The sequence below is a fragment of the Intestinimonas sp. MSJ-38 genome (genome assembly GCF_018917925.1).
Lineage (GTDB): Bacteria > Bacillota > Clostridia > Oscillospirales > Butyricicoccaceae > Pseudobutyricicoccus.
The window spans coordinates 15,568-34,563 of the sequence record NZ_JAHLPO010000002.1; the positions used below are offsets into that span (position 1 = coordinate 15,568).

At 55.4% G+C, this 18,996-nt stretch carries 18 protein-coding genes; 8 read left to right on the forward strand and 10 right to left on the reverse strand.

What is annotated here, in order from left to right; translation table 11 throughout:
• Positions 1-7: 7 nt before the first annotated feature.
• From KQI26_RS01355 to KQI26_RS01365, 3 genes are read right to left on the reverse strand one after another with little or no spacing between them, the layout of a single operon-like run.
• Entirely contained in the window at positions 8-892 is an 885-nt protein-coding gene (locus KQI26_RS01355; protein ID WP_216502847.1) for a VIT1/CCC1 transporter family protein, read from the reverse strand.
• Between the two features lie 24 nt (positions 893-916).
• Positions 917-1,678, reverse strand: coding sequence for an alpha/beta fold hydrolase (locus KQI26_RS01360; protein WP_118747671.1), 762 nt, complete (start codon positions 1,676-1,678; stop codon positions 917-919).
• Between the two features lie 9 nt (positions 1,679-1,687).
• A complete protein-coding gene (locus KQI26_RS01365; RefSeq protein WP_216502848.1) occupies positions 1,688-2,062 on the reverse strand; it encodes a VOC family protein in 375 nt (124 codons plus the stop codon).
• 153 nt (positions 2,063-2,215) lie between these two features.
• On the opposite strand from KQI26_RS01365, the gene KQI26_RS01370 reads away from it, so the two are divergent.
• The 8 genes from KQI26_RS01370 to KQI26_RS01405 all read left to right on the forward strand — a co-directional run bounded on the left by KQI26_RS01370 (position 2,216) and on the right by KQI26_RS01405 (position 11,200).
• Positions 2,216-2,710: a DUF5673 domain-containing protein gene (locus tag KQI26_RS01370; protein ID WP_216502849.1), complete on the forward strand. Its 495-nt coding sequence runs from the start codon at positions 2,216-2,218 to the stop codon at positions 2,708-2,710.
• A 377-nt stretch (positions 2,711-3,087) separates the two neighbouring features.
• Positions 3,088-4,428 (forward strand): TrpB-like pyridoxal phosphate-dependent enzyme, encoded by a 1,341-nt coding sequence (locus KQI26_RS01375; protein WP_216503065.1) that lies wholly within the window; start codon positions 3,088-3,090, stop codon positions 4,426-4,428.
• A gap of 140 nt (positions 4,429-4,568) precedes the next feature.
• Positions 4,569-5,744: a double-cubane-cluster-containing anaerobic reductase gene (locus KQI26_RS01380; protein ID WP_216502850.1), complete on the forward strand. Its 1,176-nt coding sequence runs from the start codon at positions 4,569-4,571 to the stop codon at positions 5,742-5,744.
• Between the two features lie 3 nt (positions 5,745-5,747).
• Positions 5,748-6,506, forward strand: coding sequence for an acyl-CoA dehydratase activase (locus KQI26_RS01385; RefSeq protein ID WP_118747675.1), 759 nt, complete (start codon positions 5,748-5,750; stop codon positions 6,504-6,506).
• 312 nt (positions 6,507-6,818) lie between these two features.
• Positions 6,819-8,708 (forward strand): serine hydrolase, encoded by a 1,890-nt coding sequence (locus KQI26_RS01390; protein WP_216502851.1) that lies wholly within the window; start codon positions 6,819-6,821, stop codon positions 8,706-8,708.
• A gap of 321 nt (positions 8,709-9,029) precedes the next feature.
• The gene (locus KQI26_RS01395) at positions 9,030-9,503 is read left to right on the forward strand and encodes a YbaK/EbsC family protein (protein WP_216502852.1); all 474 of its coding nucleotides are present in this window, start codon (positions 9,030-9,032) and stop codon (positions 9,501-9,503) included.
• Positions 9,504-9,507: 4 nt separating this feature from the next.
• Positions 9,508-10,146, forward strand: a complete 639-nt coding sequence (locus KQI26_RS01400) for a vancomycin high temperature exclusion protein (RefSeq protein ID WP_216502853.1) — start codon at positions 9,508-9,510, stop codon at positions 10,144-10,146.
• Positions 10,147-10,348: 202 nt separating this feature from the next.
• Positions 10,349-11,200 (forward strand): YitT family protein, encoded by an 852-nt coding sequence (locus KQI26_RS01405; RefSeq protein ID WP_253292606.1) that lies wholly within the window; start codon positions 10,349-10,351, stop codon positions 11,198-11,200.
• 55 nt (positions 11,201-11,255) lie between these two features.
• On the opposite strand, the gene KQI26_RS01410 is transcribed toward KQI26_RS01405, so the two are convergent.
• The 7 genes from KQI26_RS01410 to gyrB form a co-directional block, all read right to left on the reverse strand.
• Positions 11,256-11,696: a hypothetical protein gene (locus tag KQI26_RS01410; RefSeq protein WP_118747679.1), complete on the reverse strand. Its 441-nt coding sequence runs from the start codon at positions 11,694-11,696 to the stop codon at positions 11,256-11,258.
• A 136-nt stretch (positions 11,697-11,832) separates the two neighbouring features.
• The gene (nifU, locus tag KQI26_RS01415) at positions 11,833-12,276 is read right to left on the reverse strand and encodes a Fe-S cluster assembly scaffold protein NifU (RefSeq protein WP_118427973.1); all 444 of its coding nucleotides are present in this window, start codon (positions 12,274-12,276) and stop codon (positions 11,833-11,835) included.
• A 20-nt stretch (positions 12,277-12,296) separates the two neighbouring features.
• The gene (nifS, locus tag KQI26_RS01420) at positions 12,297-13,457 is read right to left on the reverse strand and encodes a cysteine desulfurase NifS (protein ID WP_216502854.1); all 1,161 of its coding nucleotides are present in this window, start codon (positions 13,455-13,457) and stop codon (positions 12,297-12,299) included.
• A gap of 134 nt (positions 13,458-13,591) precedes the next feature.
• The gene (rnhA, locus tag KQI26_RS01425) at positions 13,592-14,029 is read right to left on the reverse strand and encodes a ribonuclease HI (protein ID WP_216502855.1); all 438 of its coding nucleotides are present in this window, start codon (positions 14,027-14,029) and stop codon (positions 13,592-13,594) included.
• Positions 14,030-14,037: 8 nt separating this feature from the next.
• A complete protein-coding gene (gyrA, locus tag KQI26_RS01430; RefSeq protein WP_216502856.1) occupies positions 14,038-16,566 on the reverse strand; it encodes a DNA gyrase subunit A in 2,529 nt (842 codons plus the stop codon).
• A gap of 173 nt (positions 16,567-16,739) precedes the next feature.
• Positions 16,740-16,997 carry a PspC domain-containing protein gene (locus KQI26_RS01435; RefSeq protein ID WP_118427969.1) on the reverse strand — a complete coding sequence of 86 codons (258 nt, stop codon included), beginning with the start codon at positions 16,995-16,997 and terminating at the stop codon, positions 16,740-16,742.
• A gap of 27 nt (positions 16,998-17,024) precedes the next feature.
• Positions 17,025-18,944: a DNA topoisomerase (ATP-hydrolyzing) subunit B gene (gene gyrB, locus KQI26_RS01440; RefSeq protein ID WP_253292607.1), complete on the reverse strand. Its 1,920-nt coding sequence runs from the start codon at positions 18,942-18,944 to the stop codon at positions 17,025-17,027.
• Between the last annotated feature and the right edge of the window lie 52 nt (positions 18,945-18,996).

Below are 18,996 nucleotides of genomic sequence, written 5' to 3' on the forward strand. Positions count from 1 at the left end.
ATTTATCTTAGATATCGATCCCCAGGAACTTTTTCACCACAAGGCCGATGACAAAGCTGATGGCTGCCACCGACAGACTGATGGCCGCCATCTCCCCGAACCGGCGCAGGAATGGCAGGGATTTGGCCACCGAAATGTAGTAGTTAAAGGCCAGAATGATCACAATGACGCTGCAAAGCATGGTCAAAAGGGCCGGGAGATACATTCCCGTGGGGAAAAGCAGGAAGGGCAGCACCAGAATGGCCACCGTCACCAGATAGGCTGCGCCGGTATACAGACTGGAGCGGAAAGCGTCGTCGCTGCCCTCGGCCCGCTGGGCCAGATAGTTGCTGGCCGCCATAGAAAATGTGGCCGACACCCCGGTGATGATCCCGGAAAGGGCCACCAGACGGGTGTTCATCAAGGCAAAGGTCATACCGGCAATGGTGCCGGTGAGTTCCACCAAAGCGTCGTTAAGCCCCAGCACCATACTGCCCACATACTGAAGCCGCTCTTCGTCCAGCATTTCCAGAAGCTCCTGCTCGTGCTTTTCCTCCTCCTGGGAGATGGTCTCGGCCTGGGGGATCTGCTCCATCACCTGGGCATATTTCCGGGTGGCGGCGTTTTCCCCCTTTTCCATCTTTTTCAATACAAAGGTAAAACCCAGAATGCGGCTGAGCAGCAAATAGAAAAAGGCCGTTTTTCGGTTGGGTGCCACTTCCTTGCCGCTGTAAGACCGCCAGATCTTCTCATGCTCCCGCTCCTGATGGGCGATGTTGCGAAGGATCTCCTGGTTCCGGGGATTTTTCTCCCGGGCGGCAATGCCCTCATAGATCAGGCTTTCGGTGAGCTCATTGCGCTGGCTCTCCCACAAAAATTTCTCCGCTTCCGGAGAAAGAGCCGTCTTTTCCATCTTCCATTCTCTCCTTTTCTTCCCCTACAAAAAAGCGTCCAGCACAGCGGAAAACTGAGGCCAGTTGTCCAGGAACGGAAAATGCCCCGCGTTCTTGATGACGGCCAGACCGCTCTCCGGCAGTTTTTCCTCCATGATCTTTCCATCCCGCAAAGGGGTGGCCGTGTCGTTTTCCCCCCAGATAAGCAGGGTGTTCTGTCGCACCTTGGGCATCAGGGGCGTCAGATCCAGATTGACCAGGTTGACCAGGGTCTTCTTCATCACCGGAGAGGCGTTGCGGTAGTCCTCACTGCCCCGGTTGCGGCTCATATTCTGATACAACGGGCCAAAGATCAATTTGAGCACCGGCATATTTGCCAGCTTCCGGGCCAGCTTATAGGAATAGACCTTCACATAATAGCTGGCCGGGCGGACAGGAGGCACTCCTGCGGCGTCCATCAGCACCACCTTTTTGCAGCGAAGGGGGCAATTCTCCTGGCTGAGCAAGTGAAGAATGATCCGGCCGCCGTTGCTGTGGCCCATAAAGATGCACTCCTCCACTTTGACAGCCTGGCAGAAATCCAGCACAAAAGCCCCGTAATCCTCCAGCGTCATGGCCTGGGACGGCTCCGGGGTCTTGCCGCTGCCCGGCATCTGGGGAACCAGCACCCGGTAGCGCGCCGAAAGTTTATCCACAATCCGTCGGTAGGCTTCGATGGGGGCGGCCCAGCCGTGGAGCAGCAGCACCACCGGCCCTTCCCCCTGGTCGATATAATCCACCGACAGACCTTTTACATCAATGGTCACCTTGTCACCTCATTTGCAGGCGGGCACGATCTCGATCCAGTAACCGTCCGGGTCCTGAATAAAGTAAATGCCCATCTGGGGATTTTCAAAACAGATGCAGCCCATTTTTGCATGCTTGTCATGGGCCTTCTGGTAATCGCTGACGGTGAGGGCCAGGTGGAACTCCTCATCCCCCAGGTCATAGGGCGCTGTCCGGTCCCGCAGGGCGGTGAGCTCCAGCAGGAAACCGCTTTTTTCCGGGTCTCCCAGATAGACGATGCGGAAGGCGCCGTCGGGAGCATTTTTCTCCTCCACCGGCTCCAGTTCCAACGCTTCTTTATAAAAAGCCAGGGATTTTTCCATATCCAGTACATTGAAATTGAAATGGGCAAACCGATAATCCATGCTTTTTCTCCTCTCATGGCATTTGGTGCTTTTATCATACCATTTTTGCCCCCCTGGTTCAATGTGATATTTGTCTTTGCCCCCTTTTCTCCGGCGTCAAAATATGATAGGATAGAAGAAATTCCGGGCATTTGCCCAAAAAGGAGTCGTGCCATGCCATTTGATCTCACTTTCGACAGCGGCCTGATCATCCTCATCGCCGCCTTCGACCTGTTTTTGCTCATCCGCTTCTTCCAGTTCCGCCGGCAGATCAAAGTGCGGGGCATGGTGCCCGGCCGGCTGATCATGCTGGGGATCGTATGCGCCGTGGTGGTCATCCAGGCCTGCCGGGGCGCTTTCACCCAGTACACCCTGGTCTTTAATATCTGCACTGTGCTGGCCGTGCTGCTGGTGGCCATCACCCCTTCCGGCCTTTCCAAAGAGGGGATCTTCTGCAATGTGATGCCCACCCCCTGGAGCAAGATCTTCTATTATGACATTGAGGAATATTCCGAAAAGAAAGTGCGGCTGCGTGCCCATCTGGCCGCCAGCGAACGGAACCTGGTGTTCCCCAAAGAACAGAAAGAGCTGGTGATCGCCCATCTGAAAAGCCAGAAAGTGCTCTCTTTTGAAGAGTATAAGGCCCTGCGCAATTCCCGCAAGTCTTAACCCGTTTTTCTTGACAATGCCCCGCTGTGGGTGTATGATAGCTGCAAACTCCATCGCAGAAACCGAAGAGTAGGAAGAGTACGCAAGTCTGAAAGCCCACAGAGAGCCGCCAGATGGTGAAAAGGCGGAGACCGGATGCTTGCCGAATGGACCTATGAGGGCAGACCGAAACGCCTTCGGGCGGAGTAGTGGCTGACGGCGGCTCGAGTCGTTATTCGCAGAGCACATATGTTTGTATGTGAAAAAAGTGGGCTCTATGAGCCAATCTGGGTGGCACCGCAGGACATTCGCTCCTGTCCCTGTTTTGATACAGGGACAGGAGCTTTTTTGTTGCTCTCTCCATCTCGGCGCGATGAAAAAATGAAAGGAGTATCATGATGAACACCATTCCATCCCGCATTCTGCTTTCTCTTTCGGAGATTCCCGATTACTGGTATAACCTTCGCGCCGACCTGCCTCCCCATGCGCCTCTGCTTTCCCCGGACACCCGTGAGCCGGTGGGCCAGGACCAGCTGGAAGAACTGTTCTCCCAGCAGGCCGCCGCCCAGGAGCTGGATTTCAAGACCCCCGTCTTTTCCATTCCCGGCCCGGTGATGGACTATTACCGCACCTTCCGTCCCTCCCCTCTCATCCGGGCCTACGAACTGGAAAAGGCTCTGGACACTCCCGCCCGCATCTATTGCAAATTTGAAGGAAACAATCTAAGCGGCAGCCATAAACTCAACTCCGCCGCAGCCCAGGCCTATTATGCCAAGGCTCAGGGGCTCCGCAGTCTGACCACCGAAACCGGCGCCGGTCAATGGGGCACTGCCCTGGCCATGGCCTGCGCCCATTTCGACCTTTCCCTCACCGTCTTTATGGTGGGCTCCAGCGCCCGGCAGAAACCCCAACGAAAAACCCTGATGGAAGTGTTGGGAGCCAGAGTGGTGGAAAGCCCCAGCCTGGAAACCCAGGTGGGACGGCGCATCCGGGAGGAATTTCCCGGTACCGGCGGCAGTCTGGGCTGCGCCATCAGCGAAGCGGTGGAAATGACCCGTACTTCTTCCCATTGCCGCTATGCCCTGGGCAGCGTTTTGGATCAGGTGCTTCTCCACCAGTCCATTCTGGGGCTGGAATGCCGCACGGCCATGGAGCAGATCGGAGAAACCCCGGATCTGGTGGTGGGCTGTGCCGGCGGCGGCTCCAATCTGGGCGGCATCATGGCAGGGTTTCTCCCTCAACGCATCCAGGGACAATCCTCTGTCCGCTTCCTGGCCGCCGAAGCGGCCGCCTGTCCCAGCCTGACCCGGGGCCGCTACGACTACGATTACTGCGATGCGGGCAAACAAACTCCTCTGGCCAAAATGTACACCCTGGGCTGTGACTTCATGCCCTCTCCCATTCATGCAGGCGGTCTGCGTTACCACGGCATGAGTCCCCTCATCAGCCAGCTGTACCACCTAGGATATATCGACGAAGCCCGGGCCTTTACCCAAAAGGAGATCTTCCAGGCCGCTGTGACCTTTGCCCGCTGCCAGGGCATCCTGCCGGCCCCCGAATCGGCCCACGCCCTGTGCGCCGTCATACAAGAGGCGGAAAAATGCCGGGAAGAAGGAAAAAGCCAGGTCATCCTGTGCCATCTCACCGGCACCGGCTATTTTGATCTCAATGCCTATCACCGTTTTCTCCAAGGAGAGATGGAGGAATCGACTTCCCAGCAAACACATTTCCAAAAATAAGCTATCATCCTTTTCTATCAATGTCTTTGATATTATCAATAGAAACGATTGGAATTCCCCCTTTATTTGCTCTAAAATTGTTTTGATTGAGGAATTTTACCCCTTTTCAAGTGATTTGATGAAAGATGGGAGATACAAGAATGAACCGCGAACTCATTAAAGACCTGCCCGCTGTGTTTGATGAATTCAACGAACAGCGGAAAAAATCCTTTGTCACCGCCATGGAGATGAAGCAGAAGGGCGTTCCCTTTGTGGGCGTGTTCTGCACCTATCTGCCCCAGGAGCTGCCCATGGCCATGGGCGCCGTTGTGGTGGGCCTGTGCTCCATGTCCGGCGAAACCATCCCCGAAGCCGAAAAGGACCTGCCCCGCAACCTGTGCCCCCTGGTCAAGTCCAGCTACGGCTTTGCCAAAACCGACAAGTGCCCCTTCTTCTATTTTTCCGACCTGATCGTGGGCGAAACCACCTGCGACGGCAAAAAGAAGATGTATGAAATGCTGGGCGAATTCAAGCCCGTCTATGTGATGGAGCTGCCCAACAGCCAGAGCCCGGAAGCTCTGGAGCTGTGGAAAAAGGAAGTTATCAAGTTTAAGGAGAAGCTGGAGAGCCACTTCGGCGTCACCATCACCGATGAAGATGTGCGCAAGGCCATCAAGCTGAAAAATGAAGAGCGCCAGGCTCTGAAGGACTTTTACAGCCTGATGAAGCTCAATCCCGCTCCTATGCTGGGCGGCGATATGTACAAGGTCCTCTATGGCTCCACCTTCAAGTTTGACAAAGAAGCGCTGATCCAGGAGGTCAAGGCTCTGACCCAGAAGATCAAGGACACCTATGACGACGGCACCCCCGACTGCCCCAAGCAGAAGTTCGCCGGCCGTCCCCGGATCATGGTCACCGGCAGCCCCATCGGCGGCGCCAGCGAAAAGGTCATCAAGTGCCTGGAAGACAACGGCGCCCAGGTGGTGGTGTTCGAAAACTGCAGCGGCGCCAAATCGGTGGATGAAATGGTGGACGAACAGAACCCCGATATCTACGATGCTCTGGCCCGCCGGTATCTGAACATCGGCTGCTCCTGTATGACTCCTGATACCAACCGCTTCAAGCTGATGGATCGTCTCATCGACGAATACCAGGTGGATGCTGTGGTGGAAGTGGTGCTCCAGGCCTGCCACACCTACAATGTGGAAAGCTTCCTCATCAAGCGCTTTGTCACCGAAGAGAAAAAGAAGCCCTACATCGCTTTGGAAACCGACTACTCCACCTCCGATGCCGGACAGATCAGCACCCGTCTGGCCGCCTTCCTGGAGATGCTTTAAGCCATGGCTCGTCTCAGTCTGGGTATCGACTGCGGCTCCACCACCACAAAGGGAGCCCTGTTCGATGGAGAAACTGTGGTAAAAACAATTCTACTTCCCACCGCTGCCCGTCCCCGGGAGCGGATGGGACAGATCTATGACGCCATGTATTCTCCGGAAGTGGAATATTTGGTCACCACCGGCTACGGCCGGGAATTGCTGCCCCAGGCCCACAAGCGTGTCACCGAAATCACCTGTCATGCCAAAGGGGCGGCCTATCTGTGCCCTGGCATTTCCGGTGTGGTGGACATCGGCGGCCAGGACAGCAAAGCAATTTTGCTGGATCGGGACGGCAATGTGGCCGATTTCGTCATGAACGACAAATGCGCCGCCGGAACCGGCCGCTTTGTAGAAATGATGGGCCGGATTCTGGATTGCCCTCTGGACGAGATCGATGCATTTACCAAGGACGCCAAACCGGTGGATATCACCAGCATGTGCACTGTCTTTGCCGAAAGTGAGATCATCAGCCTGCTGGCCCAAGGCCGGGCACGAGGCGATATCGCCCTGGGAGTCATCCGTTCCATCTGCCAGCGCACCGCTTTGTTTGCCCAAAAGCTGCGGCCGGAGGGGGATTTATTCTTCAGCGGCGGCCTGGCCCGCTTCGAAGTGTTCCGCAAAACACTGGAAAGCTATATCGACTGGCCTGTGCACACCCATCCCCGTTCCCAAATGGCCGGCGCCATCGGCGCTGCCATCATCGGCTGGCAAAAAATCCGATAAAACCTTCTGCCCCAGACGCCCCAGGCGTTTGGGGCATTTTTCTTTTTTCAAAAGTTTGTTTGCTTTTTTGTCCACAGGAGTTATACACAGGGTGTTGATAACCCCTGTGTATAACTTTTTGTAACTGTGGTTTTCTTTTTTCTCCATGCTCTCTTTCCCTGCCAAAAAACAGAGCAAAAAATTGTGCGATATTTTATAGTGAAATCCCTAATTTCCCCCTGTCACTGGGGGAGAAACCTATGGTATACTATACTCATATCCATGATTTCCCGGAGGTGTCCGGGGACTTCTGAAAGGAGAGAACAAAGGAAAATGAACCAAGCGCTGAAAGAAAAGCTGTCCGCCATCCTGGGGATGAATCTGAAAAAGGATTACACCTCGGTGTCCTATGCCATCATGCGCCATGGAGAGATCCTGGCCGCCGATTCCCTGGGCACCCAAGGAGGCGAAGAGAAAAAGCCTGCCGATACAAACTGCACCTACAATGTGGCCTCGGTGTCCAAGATCTATTGCACTGTTGCCGTGATGCAGCTGGTGGAACAGGGCAAGCTGAACCTGGATGAGCCCATCGTCACCTATCTGCCCCGGTTCAAGATGCTGGACGACCGGTACCGTCAGATCACCCTGCGCCATTGCCTTAGCCACAGCAGCGGCCTGCCGGGCACCCAGTGGAAGCATTTTTCCGCCTCCGATGTGAGCCACGACACCTACTACGAAGAAGTGTATGACTACATGGCCCACAGCTATCTGAAAGCCGCCCCTGGCGAATATTCCGTCTATTGCAACGACGGCTTCACTTTGGCAGAAATGGCCGTGGCCGCCGTTTCCGGCATGAGCTACGCCCAATACTGCAAAGATTATATCACCGAACCCATCGGCGCCCACTCCAGCCGCCTCTCCCCTGTGCGCAACACGGAGTATCCCCTGGTGCAGGAAGGCAAGAAACCCCATGAACTGCTGTTCATCCAGGGCGGCGCCGGTTATACCACTACTATGAGCGATCTGTGCCTGTTCGGCAATCAGTTCCTCACAGATTCCAGCATTCTCACCAAAGAGAGCAAAGGGGAAATGGCCAAGCATCAAGGAGTTTCCTTCCTCCCTGGCGATACCCGCAGCACCGGTTTCGGCCTGGGCTGGGACAATGTGGACATGAAGGACAAGGACTACGATCTGGGAGAAGGCGTGCTGCAAAAAGGTGGCAACAGCTTCCAGTTTACCACCCAGTTTATCATCATCCCCAAATACGATGCCGTTCTGGCCATTTCGGAAACCCACGACTGCGGCATCGATGTGCCGGAGACCATCCTGCGGCTGTTTGCCACTGCTATGCTGGAGACCGAAGGGGTCAACATCTACACCCAGTATCAGCCGGTACCTCAGGAGCTGAAAGAGCAGTTTGAAGGTACTTATCTGGTGCCCAGCGCCGTGCTCAACGCCCATTTGTATGGGGCCGTGCTCAATGTGACCCGGGACAGCACCCGTGGGGACAGCGAGGGCATCCACAAAAACCTGAAATGGAACGGTAAGGTTTTCGAAGGGGAAAACGATACCCGCATCTCCTTCCAGGAACACGAAGGCCAGAAATTCATGATCCTGGATCTGCGGGGCAAGGTGGCTCCCTTTGCCATGCAGGCTCCCCGGAATCTGCCTCCCGTCAGCCAGGCCTGGAAAGATCGGATAGGCAAAAAATATGTGCTGTGCAGCACCTCTCCCTGGGATCTGATCCCCTGTGAACTGATGACCGGCTTTATCATCAACCCCCTGCCGGATCACGAGGGAATCCTGGTGGCCTCTTGCTCGGGACGCAGCGACAGCGGCGTGTATGGCCTCTTTGAAGGCTCCTTCACCCCGGTGGACGATCAGAAGGGCACCGGCTTCCTGCGCACTCCGGCCAACGGCAGCCGGGACCTGATCACTCCCTGCTTTGAGATGAAGGATGGCGCCGAGCACTGCGTCATGGCCTCCTACACCTTCCGGGACGCAGAGAGCCTTCCGGAATACCAGGGCGAAGGCTTTACCGGCGCTTACGATCCCCACACCCTGAACAGAGTCTACCGGTTTGACAAAACACTGGAGACACTGCCGGAAGTTCCGGAAAATCACCGTTTGATGGTTCTGGACGAGGATATGGTCACCTGCTATGACAGCCTGATGGGCGGCGAATACAAAAAGCAGGACAAGGGCTATCTGATCCTGGTCTGATTTTTCCTGCAACCTTTCAAAAGGGCCGCTGAAAGCGGCCCTTTTTCTTGTCAGACTGTCGAAAAACCTATATAACGAAAAGGGTCATCCGCCCTACCCCTATAAATCCGCAAAAAGCCGCGACCTGTGCGTGGCTTTTTGCACTTCTCAAGGGGCAAGTGTGCGCCAAAGGCGTGCATACAGCCCCTTGCAAAAACTCGAAAAAGTGGCCTAAGCCACTTTTTCGACACGCTCAAAAGGGCCGCTGAAAGCGGCCCTTTTTCTTGTGTTTTCCTATGAAATATACTATAATACCCAAAAAGCCTTGTGGAGGAGATCCCTATGTCCGTAGAATCAGCCCGGGCTCATCTGGCCCAGTTTGGAAAAGATAATGCCATCCTGTTTTTTCAAGAGTCCAGCGCCACTGTGGAGCTGGCCGCCCACGCCCTGCACACCCAGCCAGGCCGCATTGCCAAAACCCTGTCCTTCCTCACCGAAGACGGTCCCATCCTCATCGTATGTGCCGGTGATGCCCGCATCGATAACCGGCGCTATAAAGACCTGTTTCATCAAAAAGCCAAAATGCTCACCCCCCAGCAGGTGGAGGAATACACCACCCATCCGGTGGGCGGCGTCTGTCCTTTTGGGGTGCCGGAGGATGTAAAGATCTATCTGGATGAATCACTGAAACGGTTTGACATTGTCTACCCCGCCTGCGGCAGCGGCAACTCTGCCATTCCCCTCACCTGTGAGGAACTGGCCCAATACAGCGCTTGCCAGGGCTGGGTGGATGTGTGCAAAGACTGGGAGCGGTAAAACCATGAAGAAACCCTATAAAAAATGGCTTCTCCCCCTGCTCTCCCTTGTTTGCCTGGGCATTCTGGCCTTTGTCCTCATCCAAATGCGGATATGGAGCCTATCCCGGGACGATCGGGTCAGCCGGGAGGAGGCCCAGCCGGCCCAGGCCATTCTGATCCTGGGAGCCAAGGTGGATTCTTCCGGGAATATGAGTCCGGCTCTGCTGGGACGAATGGAAGAAAGCCTGGCCCTTTATCAGCTGGGCAAAAGCCAAACCATCCTCATCTCGGGCGACGGAGAAAACCAGCAACGCAACGAAATCGCCGTCATGAAAAGCTGGCTTCTGGAACAAGGCGTGCCGGAAGAGGACATTCTGGCCGACGACCATGGCCTGAACACCTACGCCAGCCTGTACCGGGCCAAGCATGTGTATCAGCTGGAAACCCTTTTGGTGGTGACCCAGGACTATCACCTGGGACGGGCCCTTTACCTGGGCCAGCAGCTGGGGCTTTCCTGTGAGGGGGTGGGTACGCCCAACAGCGTTCTCAAAGCCCAACTGCCACAGAACCTGCTGCGGGAATCCCTGGCCCGGGTCAAAGCCTTCTTCAACGCCGAAGTTCTTCCCCCCGATCCCGCTCCCCTTCTCGCCCCCGGCGCCTGACCGGTTTCACATGAAACGTTTTCCACAGCCTGGGGAAAATCTGTGGGGAAAACCCCGGCCCCTTGCTTTTTTTGCTTGACAGAAGGCAAATCCCATGATATCATCCCATGAGTATGGGGCGCTTGCCCGATCCACGCTTGTCAGGGAAAATCTCTGACAAGCGTTTTTTTGTGAAAATACCTGGGAAAGGATTGATCTGATTTTGAAAAAATGGATGCTTTCCGCCGCCATTGTGACTGCGGGAAATCTGCTCTATGCCCTCACTATCAAGCTCTTTGTTCTGCCCACCGGGCTGGTGATGGGCGGTACCACCGGCCTGGGCCTTACCGCCAATTATTTGACCGGTGTGCCCATTTCCGCCTTTGTGCTGGCCTTTAATATGGTGATGCTGCTTTTGGGGCTGTGCGTGCTGGGGCGCCGTTTTGCTGCCACCACATTGCTCAGCAGCTTCATTTATCCTTTGGCCCTGGAATTCTGGCAGCGGCTTCTGGGAGATTATGTGCTCACCAAAGATGTGATGCTGTGTACCCTTTTTGCCGGCCTGGGCGTGGGCGTCTCCCTGGGGCTAGTCATCCGGGCCGGCGCTTCCACCGGCGGCATGGACATCCCTCCCCTCATCCTCAACCGGCTGTTCCGGGCGCCGGTTTCGGTGTGTATGTATTTCTTTGATGTGTGTATCCTGCTGAGCCAGGGGCTGTTCCAGTCCCCGGAAAAGCTGCTCTATGGCGTGGTGTTGGTGATGATCTACACCATGGTGCTGGACAAAATGCTGCTCATGGGTACTTCCCGCATTGAAATCAAGGTGGTCAGCGAAAAATCGGAGGAGATCCGCCAGGCCATTCTCCAGGATCTCAACCGGGGCGTCACCCTGATTCAGACAGAAAGCGGCTATCTGCGGCAGAACGCCCAGCTGGTGCTTTCGGTGCTGTCCAGCCGGGAACTGCCCAAAGCGGAAAAGCTGATCCACCAGATCGACCCAGAATGTTTCCTCATGGTCAGCCGTATTTCCGAAGTCAAGGGCCGGGGCTTCTCCATGCAGAAAAAATACCGATAAAACAAAAACCGGCTGTGCTTGATGCACAGCCGGTTTTTTACAGAAATGGGCAAAATTACTTTTGGTTCTTCTGCATTTTTTCTTCCCAGTTCTTCTCCACGCCGATGAAGCACAGCCCCTGCAGCGCAGGCAAAGCAGCCAGATAGGCCAAGCCACGACGGCTGCTGTAATTGCTGTACTGGCCATTGCTGTTGACAATGATCAGCATCGCATTGGCAAAGAACGCAATGCACACCACAAAGGACAGAATGCTCCACACGATCAGACCTTTGTCCTTTTTCCGCAGCAAAATTCCCATTACACCGGACACCACGGCCCCGATGCTGGTGAGCAGATCACACAGGAACAAAAGAACCAGCTTGACCATATCGATGTTGTCCATCTTGAAAAGCTCCATCCAGGAGCCCATCTGCTGAACAAAGGACACAGTACGCAGCAGGCCCAGCAACAACAAAAGCACGCTGAAAATCATCAGATTGCGACGATAATGATACATTGTTTCCTTTTTCCTCCTTTCCCCCCAAAATCATGCTTTTTTTATATCGACTAACCTTTTTAAAAAATAATAAATATACTTAATTTTTACAAAAAAATACCGCTTTGAAATAAATTCAAAGCGGTATTTTCCATCTTTAGTGATGATCTTCTTCTCCGTGGCAGGCCTTGCAATCGCCGGTGCAGCCTACATACTGGACAGGGTCTTTGCCCTGACCCTTGTAATAGTTGGCCAGAGCAGCCTTGACGGCCTCTTCTGCCAGCACTGAGCAGTGCATCTTTACCGGGGGCAGTCCGTCCAGGGCCTCGGCCACAGCGGCGTTGGTCAGCTCCAGAGCTTCCTTCACCGTCTTGCCCTTGACCATTTCGGTAGCCATGGAAGAGGTGGCCACCGCAGCGCCGCAGCCAAAAGTCTGGAAGCGCACATCCTGGATCACTTCGTTTTCATCGATCTTCATGTAGATCTTCATGATATCGCCGCACTTGAGGTTGCCCACCTCACCCACGGCATTGGCATCCTCCAGCTCACCCACATTCCGGGGATGGGCCAGATGGTCCATAACTTTTTCCGAATACAGCATAACAAACTCCTCCTTGCCGATCACTTGCGGTTCCACACCGGAGACATGCTCCGGAGCTTCTCCACCACCTTCGGCAGTGTTTCGATGATATAGTTCACTTCTTCTTCGGTGTTGAACCGGCCCAAAGTCACCCGCAGAGAGCCGTGGGAGACCTCATGGGACAAACCGATGGCCATGAGCACATGGGACGGGTCCAGACTGCCGGTAGAGCAGGCCGAACCGGTGGAAGTGCAGATGCCCTCCATATCCAGATAGAGCACCAGGGATTCGCCCTCGATGGCACTGATGGCAAAGCTGCAAGCGCCAGGCAGGCGGTTTTCCGGATCTCCGGTGAGAATGGTCTCAGGGATCTGAAGCACGCCGTCGGTGAGCTTTTTGGCCAGTGCCTTCAGACGGGCCGACTCTTCTACCATGGTCTCCATGGCCAGCTGAGCCGCCTGGCCCAGGCCAACGATACCGGCCACATTCTCGGTACCGCTGCGCCGGTTGCGCTCCTGGCCGCCGCCTTCGATCACCGGGCGCAGGCCCAGTCCCCGGCGGATATACAAAGCGCCGCTGCCCTTGGGCCCGTTGATCTTATGGGCCGACAGGGACAGAAGGTCGATGTTCATTTTGTTCACATCCAGAGGCATATGGCCGAAGGCCTGTACCGCATCGGTGTGGAACAAAACGCCCTTTTCCCGGCAGATTTTTCCGATCTCTTCAATGGGCTGGATGGTTCCCACTTCGTTGTTGGCCGCCATGATGGACACCAGAGCAGTATCGGGTGTGATGGCCTGTTTCAGCTCTTCCAGGTCCACCCGTCCGTTCTTATCCACATCCAGGAAGGTCACCTGGAATCCTTCTTTTTCCAGAGCCATGGCGGTATGCAAAATGGCATGATGCTCGATCTTGGTGGTGATCAGATGCTTTTTCCCTTTGCCGGCGGGGCCATAGAGCACCCCTTTCAGGGCCATGTTGTCAGCCTCGGTGCCGCTGCCGGTGAAAAAGATCTCCTCGGCCTTGGCGCCGATGACCTGAGCCACCTGCTCCCGGGCCTTTTCTATGGCGATTTTGGCTTCCCGGCCCAGCTTATACAAGGTGGAGGGATTGCCGTATTCCTCTTTCAAATAAGGCAGCATGGCGTCCAGCACCTGGGGAGCGATGCGGGTTGTGGCTGCGTTATCTGCATAAACAAACATGTTGCAACATCCTTTCTATATGGCTTCCTGCAAAGCATGATGCTTGGATGCTGTGCAGAGGGATTTGTTTCTCCGCCTTCAATATACACCATTTTAGTGTATATTGCAACAGGAATTTTATACGCTACTCTGCGCTAACGATTTTGGGCAATCTGGCCAGTGGCCAGAGCATCGCATCGGTTGTTGAATGGGTTGTCCGCGTGACCTTTGACCCAATGGATGCTCACCTGATGCCGCCGCAGCTGCTCGTCCAGCGCCTGCCACAGCTCCACATTGAGCACCGGCTTTTTGTCGCTTTTCACCCATCCTTTTTTCTTCCAGTTTTGCAGCCATCCTTCGTTGATGGCCTTGGACAGATACTGGGAATCGGTATAAAGATCCACCAGACAGGGCTCTTTCAGCCGGGAAAGGCCCTGGATGGCCGCGGTGAGCTCCATCCGGTTGTTGGTGGTCTCCCGTTCAAAACCGGCGATCTCCTTTTCGATCCCCTGGAACCGGAGAATGGCGCCCCAGCCTCCGGGGCCCGGATTTCCCGAACAGGCCCCGTCGGTATATACTTCCACTTGTTTCATACGGAGATTTATTCTCCCTTCTCCGGCTCAGCCTGAGGCTGCTGGGTGTTTTCTGCAGTTTCTGTATTTTCTGCGTTTTCCTCCGCTTCCCCCTCTTCTTCCTTGTCAGCCTTAGCCAGAGAAATCAGTTTAACCCCTTCATCCAGCCGCATCAGCTTGACGCCCTGGGAAGAACGAGAGCAGACACGGATGGTCTCCACACCGGTGCGGATGATCACGCCCTCATCGGTGATGAGCAGAATGTCGCTATAGGTATCCACCGACTTAATCCCAGCCAAAGGCCCTGTTTTGTCGGTGAGGTTATGAGCGATGATGCCGCCGCCACCCCGGTGATGCTCGGTGAATTCCCGGGGAGCAGTCAGCTTGCCATAGCCATTTTCGGTGACGGTAAGCAGATACTGGCCTTCGCTGTCGCAGGCCACGCCCACCACATAGTCTCCTTCGCTGAGACGGATGCCACGAACACCGGCCGCCGAACGGCCCATGGTACGCACTTCTTTTTCATCAAAACGAATGCCCCTGCCGTCATGAGTGCACAGGATGATCTTGTCCTGGCCATCGGTGAGACGCACGCCGATGAGTTCGTCTCCCTCATTGAGGGTAATGACCCGCACGCCGGCCTTTCGGGCAGTATGCAGCTCAGACAAATGGGTGCGTTTGACTACACCCTGTTTTGTGGCAAAGAAAACATAGGCCCCGTCACAGAATTCCTTGATGGGAATCATGGCGGTGACCCGCTCGCCCCCTTCCAGCTGGAGGAGGTTGACGATGTTGGTGCCCTTGGAGGTGCGGGAAGCCTCGGGGATCATATATCCCTTCAGCCGCAGCACCTTGCCCAGATTGGTGAAGAAGAGCACATGGTCATGGGTGGAGGCGGTAAACACCGTTTCCACAATGTCCTCTTCCCGGGTGGCCATGGCGGTGATACCCCGGCCGCCCCGCTTCTGGGTGCGGTAGGCCGACACCGGCAGCCGCTTGATATAGCCCAGACGGGTCAGGGTATAGGCGCACTGTTCCTCTTCGATCAGGTCTTCAATATCCAGCTCATTTTCCACCATGGAGATCTCGGTGCGCCGTTCGTCACCGAACTTGTCGCAGATCTCGGTGAGCTCCTGCTTCACAATGGCATAGATCTTTTCGGCGTGAGCCAGAATGTCCTCGTATTCGGCGATCTTTTTGTGGAGAGCGTCCAATTCGTTTTCGATCTTCTCCACTTCCAGGCCTTGCAGCCGTCCCAAACGCATATCCAGAATGGCCTGGGCCTGGACTTCCGACAGATCAAACCGCTCCATCAAACGCACTTTGGCGTCGTCATAGCTCTGACGGATGATGCGGATGACTTCGTCAATGTTCTCGCAGGCGATCTTCAATCCTTCCAGAATATGCGCCCGCTCCTGGGCCCGGCGCAGATCATAGCGGGTGCGCCGCTCCACCACTTCATACTGGAACCGGATATATTCATCCAGCATTTCCCGCAGAGTGAGCACTCGGGGCTGACTCTGGTTGTGCACCAGGGCCAGGTTGATCACCGAGAAGGTCTCCTGCATCTGGGTATACTGGTACAGCTGATTGAGCACCACCTGAGGATTAGCATCCCGGCGCAGTTCAATGACAATGCGCATGCCGTCCCGGTCGGATTCATCCCGCAGATCGGTGATGCCCTCCACCCGGCGCTCCTTGTGCAGATCGGCGATGTTTTCGATCAGACGGGCCTTGTTGACCATATAGGGCAGTTCAGTGATGACGATGCGGAACCGGCCCTGGCTATGCTCTTCGATCTCCGCCCGGCAGCGAACGATAATCCGGCCCCGGCCGGTGGCATAGGCTGCCCGGATACCGGCCCGGCCCATGATGATGCCGCCGGTGGGGAAATCCGGCCCCTTGATAAAACGGCAGATGTCCTCCAAAGTGGCTTCCGGGTTGTCAATCACATGACAGATGGCCTGGCAGACCTCCCGCAGGTTGTGGGGCGGAATATTGGTGGCCATGCCCACCGCGATGCCCGAAGAGCCATTGACCAGCAGATTGGGGAATCGGGAAGGCAGCACAAAGGGCTCCTTCATTTTGTCGTCGTAGTTGGGGACAAAATCCACGGTATCCTTTTCGATATCGCTGAGCATATTGGCCGCCAGCTTGGCCATACGGGCTTCGGTATAACGGTAAGCCGCCGGAGGATCGCCGTCCACGCTGCCGAAGTTGCCGTGGCCGTCCACCAAAGGATAGCGCAGGGAGAAATCCTGGGCCAGACGCACCAGGGCATCGTACACCGAAGCGTCGCCATGGGGATGGTACCGGCCCAGCACATTGCCCACGGTGGTGGCCGATTTTCGGTAGGGCTTGTCCGCCGTCAGGTTGTCCTCGTACATGGCGTAAAGAATGCGCCGGTGCACCGGTTTCAGACCGTCCCTCACATCGGGCAGGGCCCGGCTGACGATGACGCTCATGGCGTAATCGATGTAGGACTTGCGCATTTCCTTTTCCAGATCTACATCGATAATCGTTTGGCCCTCAAAGGTCAAATCGTTGATTTCACTCATGTTTTCACCTATTTTCAAATACCATATGTATTATCAAGAAAGAATATCACTTTTTAGCAAAATGGGAGACTCTTGCCGCAACCTTGCCCCCTAAAGGCACCGCTGTGGCAGGAAGCTCCCGGCCTTTGCAGCCCCAGCCCACAAGCCAGGGCTGCAAAAGACCGTTTTTTCCATTAACGCCAGCCGCCGTTGTCGTCGGTGCCGTCCATATTCATTCCCTGGTTCTGGGAGGGGCCATAATAGTTGTCCCCTGTATCATTGGGAATGATCAGAGCACAGATGATATACAGCAGCAGCCCGCTGCCGCCGAAAAAGATCATCACAGCCCAGGCCAGGCGCACCAAGGTGGGATCGATGCCGAAAAACTCGGCAATGCCGCCGCACACACCGGCCAATACCCGATCATTGCGGCTTTTGTGCAGTCGTTTCATAGTACCTCTCCTTTCCCACTCACAGGATCAGATATCCAGATTGTTTACATATTTGGCATTCTGCTCGATGAAATTCTTACGAGGCTCCACCTTTTCGCCCATGAGGATGGTAAAGATCTCATCGGCCACAGCGGCATCCTCCATATTCACCTTGAGCAGCGTGCGGTTTTGAGGGTTCATGGTGGTCTCCCACAGCTGTTCCGGGTCCATTTCGCCCAGGCCTTTGTAGCGCTGGACTTCGGCGCCGGGGATCTGCTGCAGGATCTCTTTCAGCTGATCGTCGCTGTAGGCATACCGGGGCTCATTCCGCCCCTTTACAATTTTATACAAAGGAGGCTGGGCAATATACACATGACCCCCCTCGATCAAAGGACGCATGAAACGGAAAAAGAAGGTGAGCAGCAGGGTGCGGATATGGCTGCCGTCCACATCGGCATCGGCCATCAGGATGATCTTGCCGTAGCGGAGTTTGGAAATATCGAATTCGTCTCCGATACCGGCACCGAAAGCGGTGACCATAGGCATCAGCTTTTCATTGCCGTACACCTTGTCCAGACGGGCCTTTTCCACATTGAGCATCTTGCCCCACAAGGGCAGGATGGCCTGATACCGCCGGTCCCGGCCATTTTTGGCCGAGCCACCGGCGCTGTCGCCCTCCACGATGTAGATTTCGGTGTAGGTGGGGTCTTTTTCCTGGCAATCGGCCAGCTTGCCCGGCAAAGAGGCGCTTTCCAAAGCGCTTTTCCGGCGGGTGGCCTCTCTGGCCTTCCGGGCCGCTTCTCTGGCCCGGGCCGCGGTGAGGCATTTGTCGATGATGGTCTTGGCGGTCTGGGGGTTCTCCTCCAGATAAGCCGACAGAGCCTCATAGACCGATCCATCCACCAGGCTCCGCATCTCGGAGTTGCCCAGCTTGGTTTTGGTCTGGCCTTCGAACTGTGCCTCGGTGAGCTTGACACTGATGACGCAGGTCAAACCTTCCCGGGTGTCATCGCCGGAGAGGTTTTTGTCGTCTTCCTTCAGGAATTTATACTTATGGGCATAGTCGTTGATCACCCGGGTGAGTGCCGATTTGAAGCCGGTCTCATGGGTGCCGCCCTCGGTGGTGTTGATGTCGTTGGCAAAAGAGAGGATGTTTTCGTTATAACTGTCGTTATACTGCATGGCCACTTCCGCCATGTTGTCCTCTCTTTGGGCGGACAGATAGATCACTTCCGGATGGAGCGGGGTCTTATTCCGGTTCAGATGCTCCACAAACTCCCGGATGCCGCCCTGATAGCACATCTCATTGACCCGGATGTTTTCGTCATCCCGCTGGTCGGTGAAAGTGATGGTGACGCCGGCATTGAGGAAGGCCTGCTCCCGCAGCCGGTTGAGCAGCACATCGTAATCGTATTCCACCGTCTCAAAGATGGTGTCATCGGCTTTGAAGCGCACAAAGGTGCCCCGCTCATTGGTATCGCCGGTGATGTGCAGCGGGCTTTCGGGCACGCCCCGGTTAAAGCGGATGGAATGCACATGGCCGTCCAGATACACATCCACCGTCAGCCACTGGGACAGGGCGTTGACCACGCTGGCGCCCACGCCGTGGAGGCCGCCGGAGACCTTGTAGCCGCCGTCGCCGAATTTGCCGCCGGCATGGAGGATGGTATACACCACTTCCACCGTGGAAATACCCATTTTATGGTGAATCCCCACCGGAATGCCACGGCCGTTGTCCCGCACGGAGATCACATTGTCCTTTTCAATGGTCACTTCGATATGGGTACAGTAACCGGCCAGCGCCTCGTCGATGGCGTTGTCCACGATTTCATAAACCAGGTGATGCAGGCCCCTCTGGGATGTGGAGCCGATGTACATACCCGGCCGTTTCCGCACCGCTTCCAGGCCTTCCAGCACCTGTATCTGACTTTCGTCATAAGTGGTTTCAACTTTTTGGATATCAGTCATTGCTTCTTCCTCGCGTTCTATGGAAATTGCCGCCGCAGTTCAAAAGTCCACG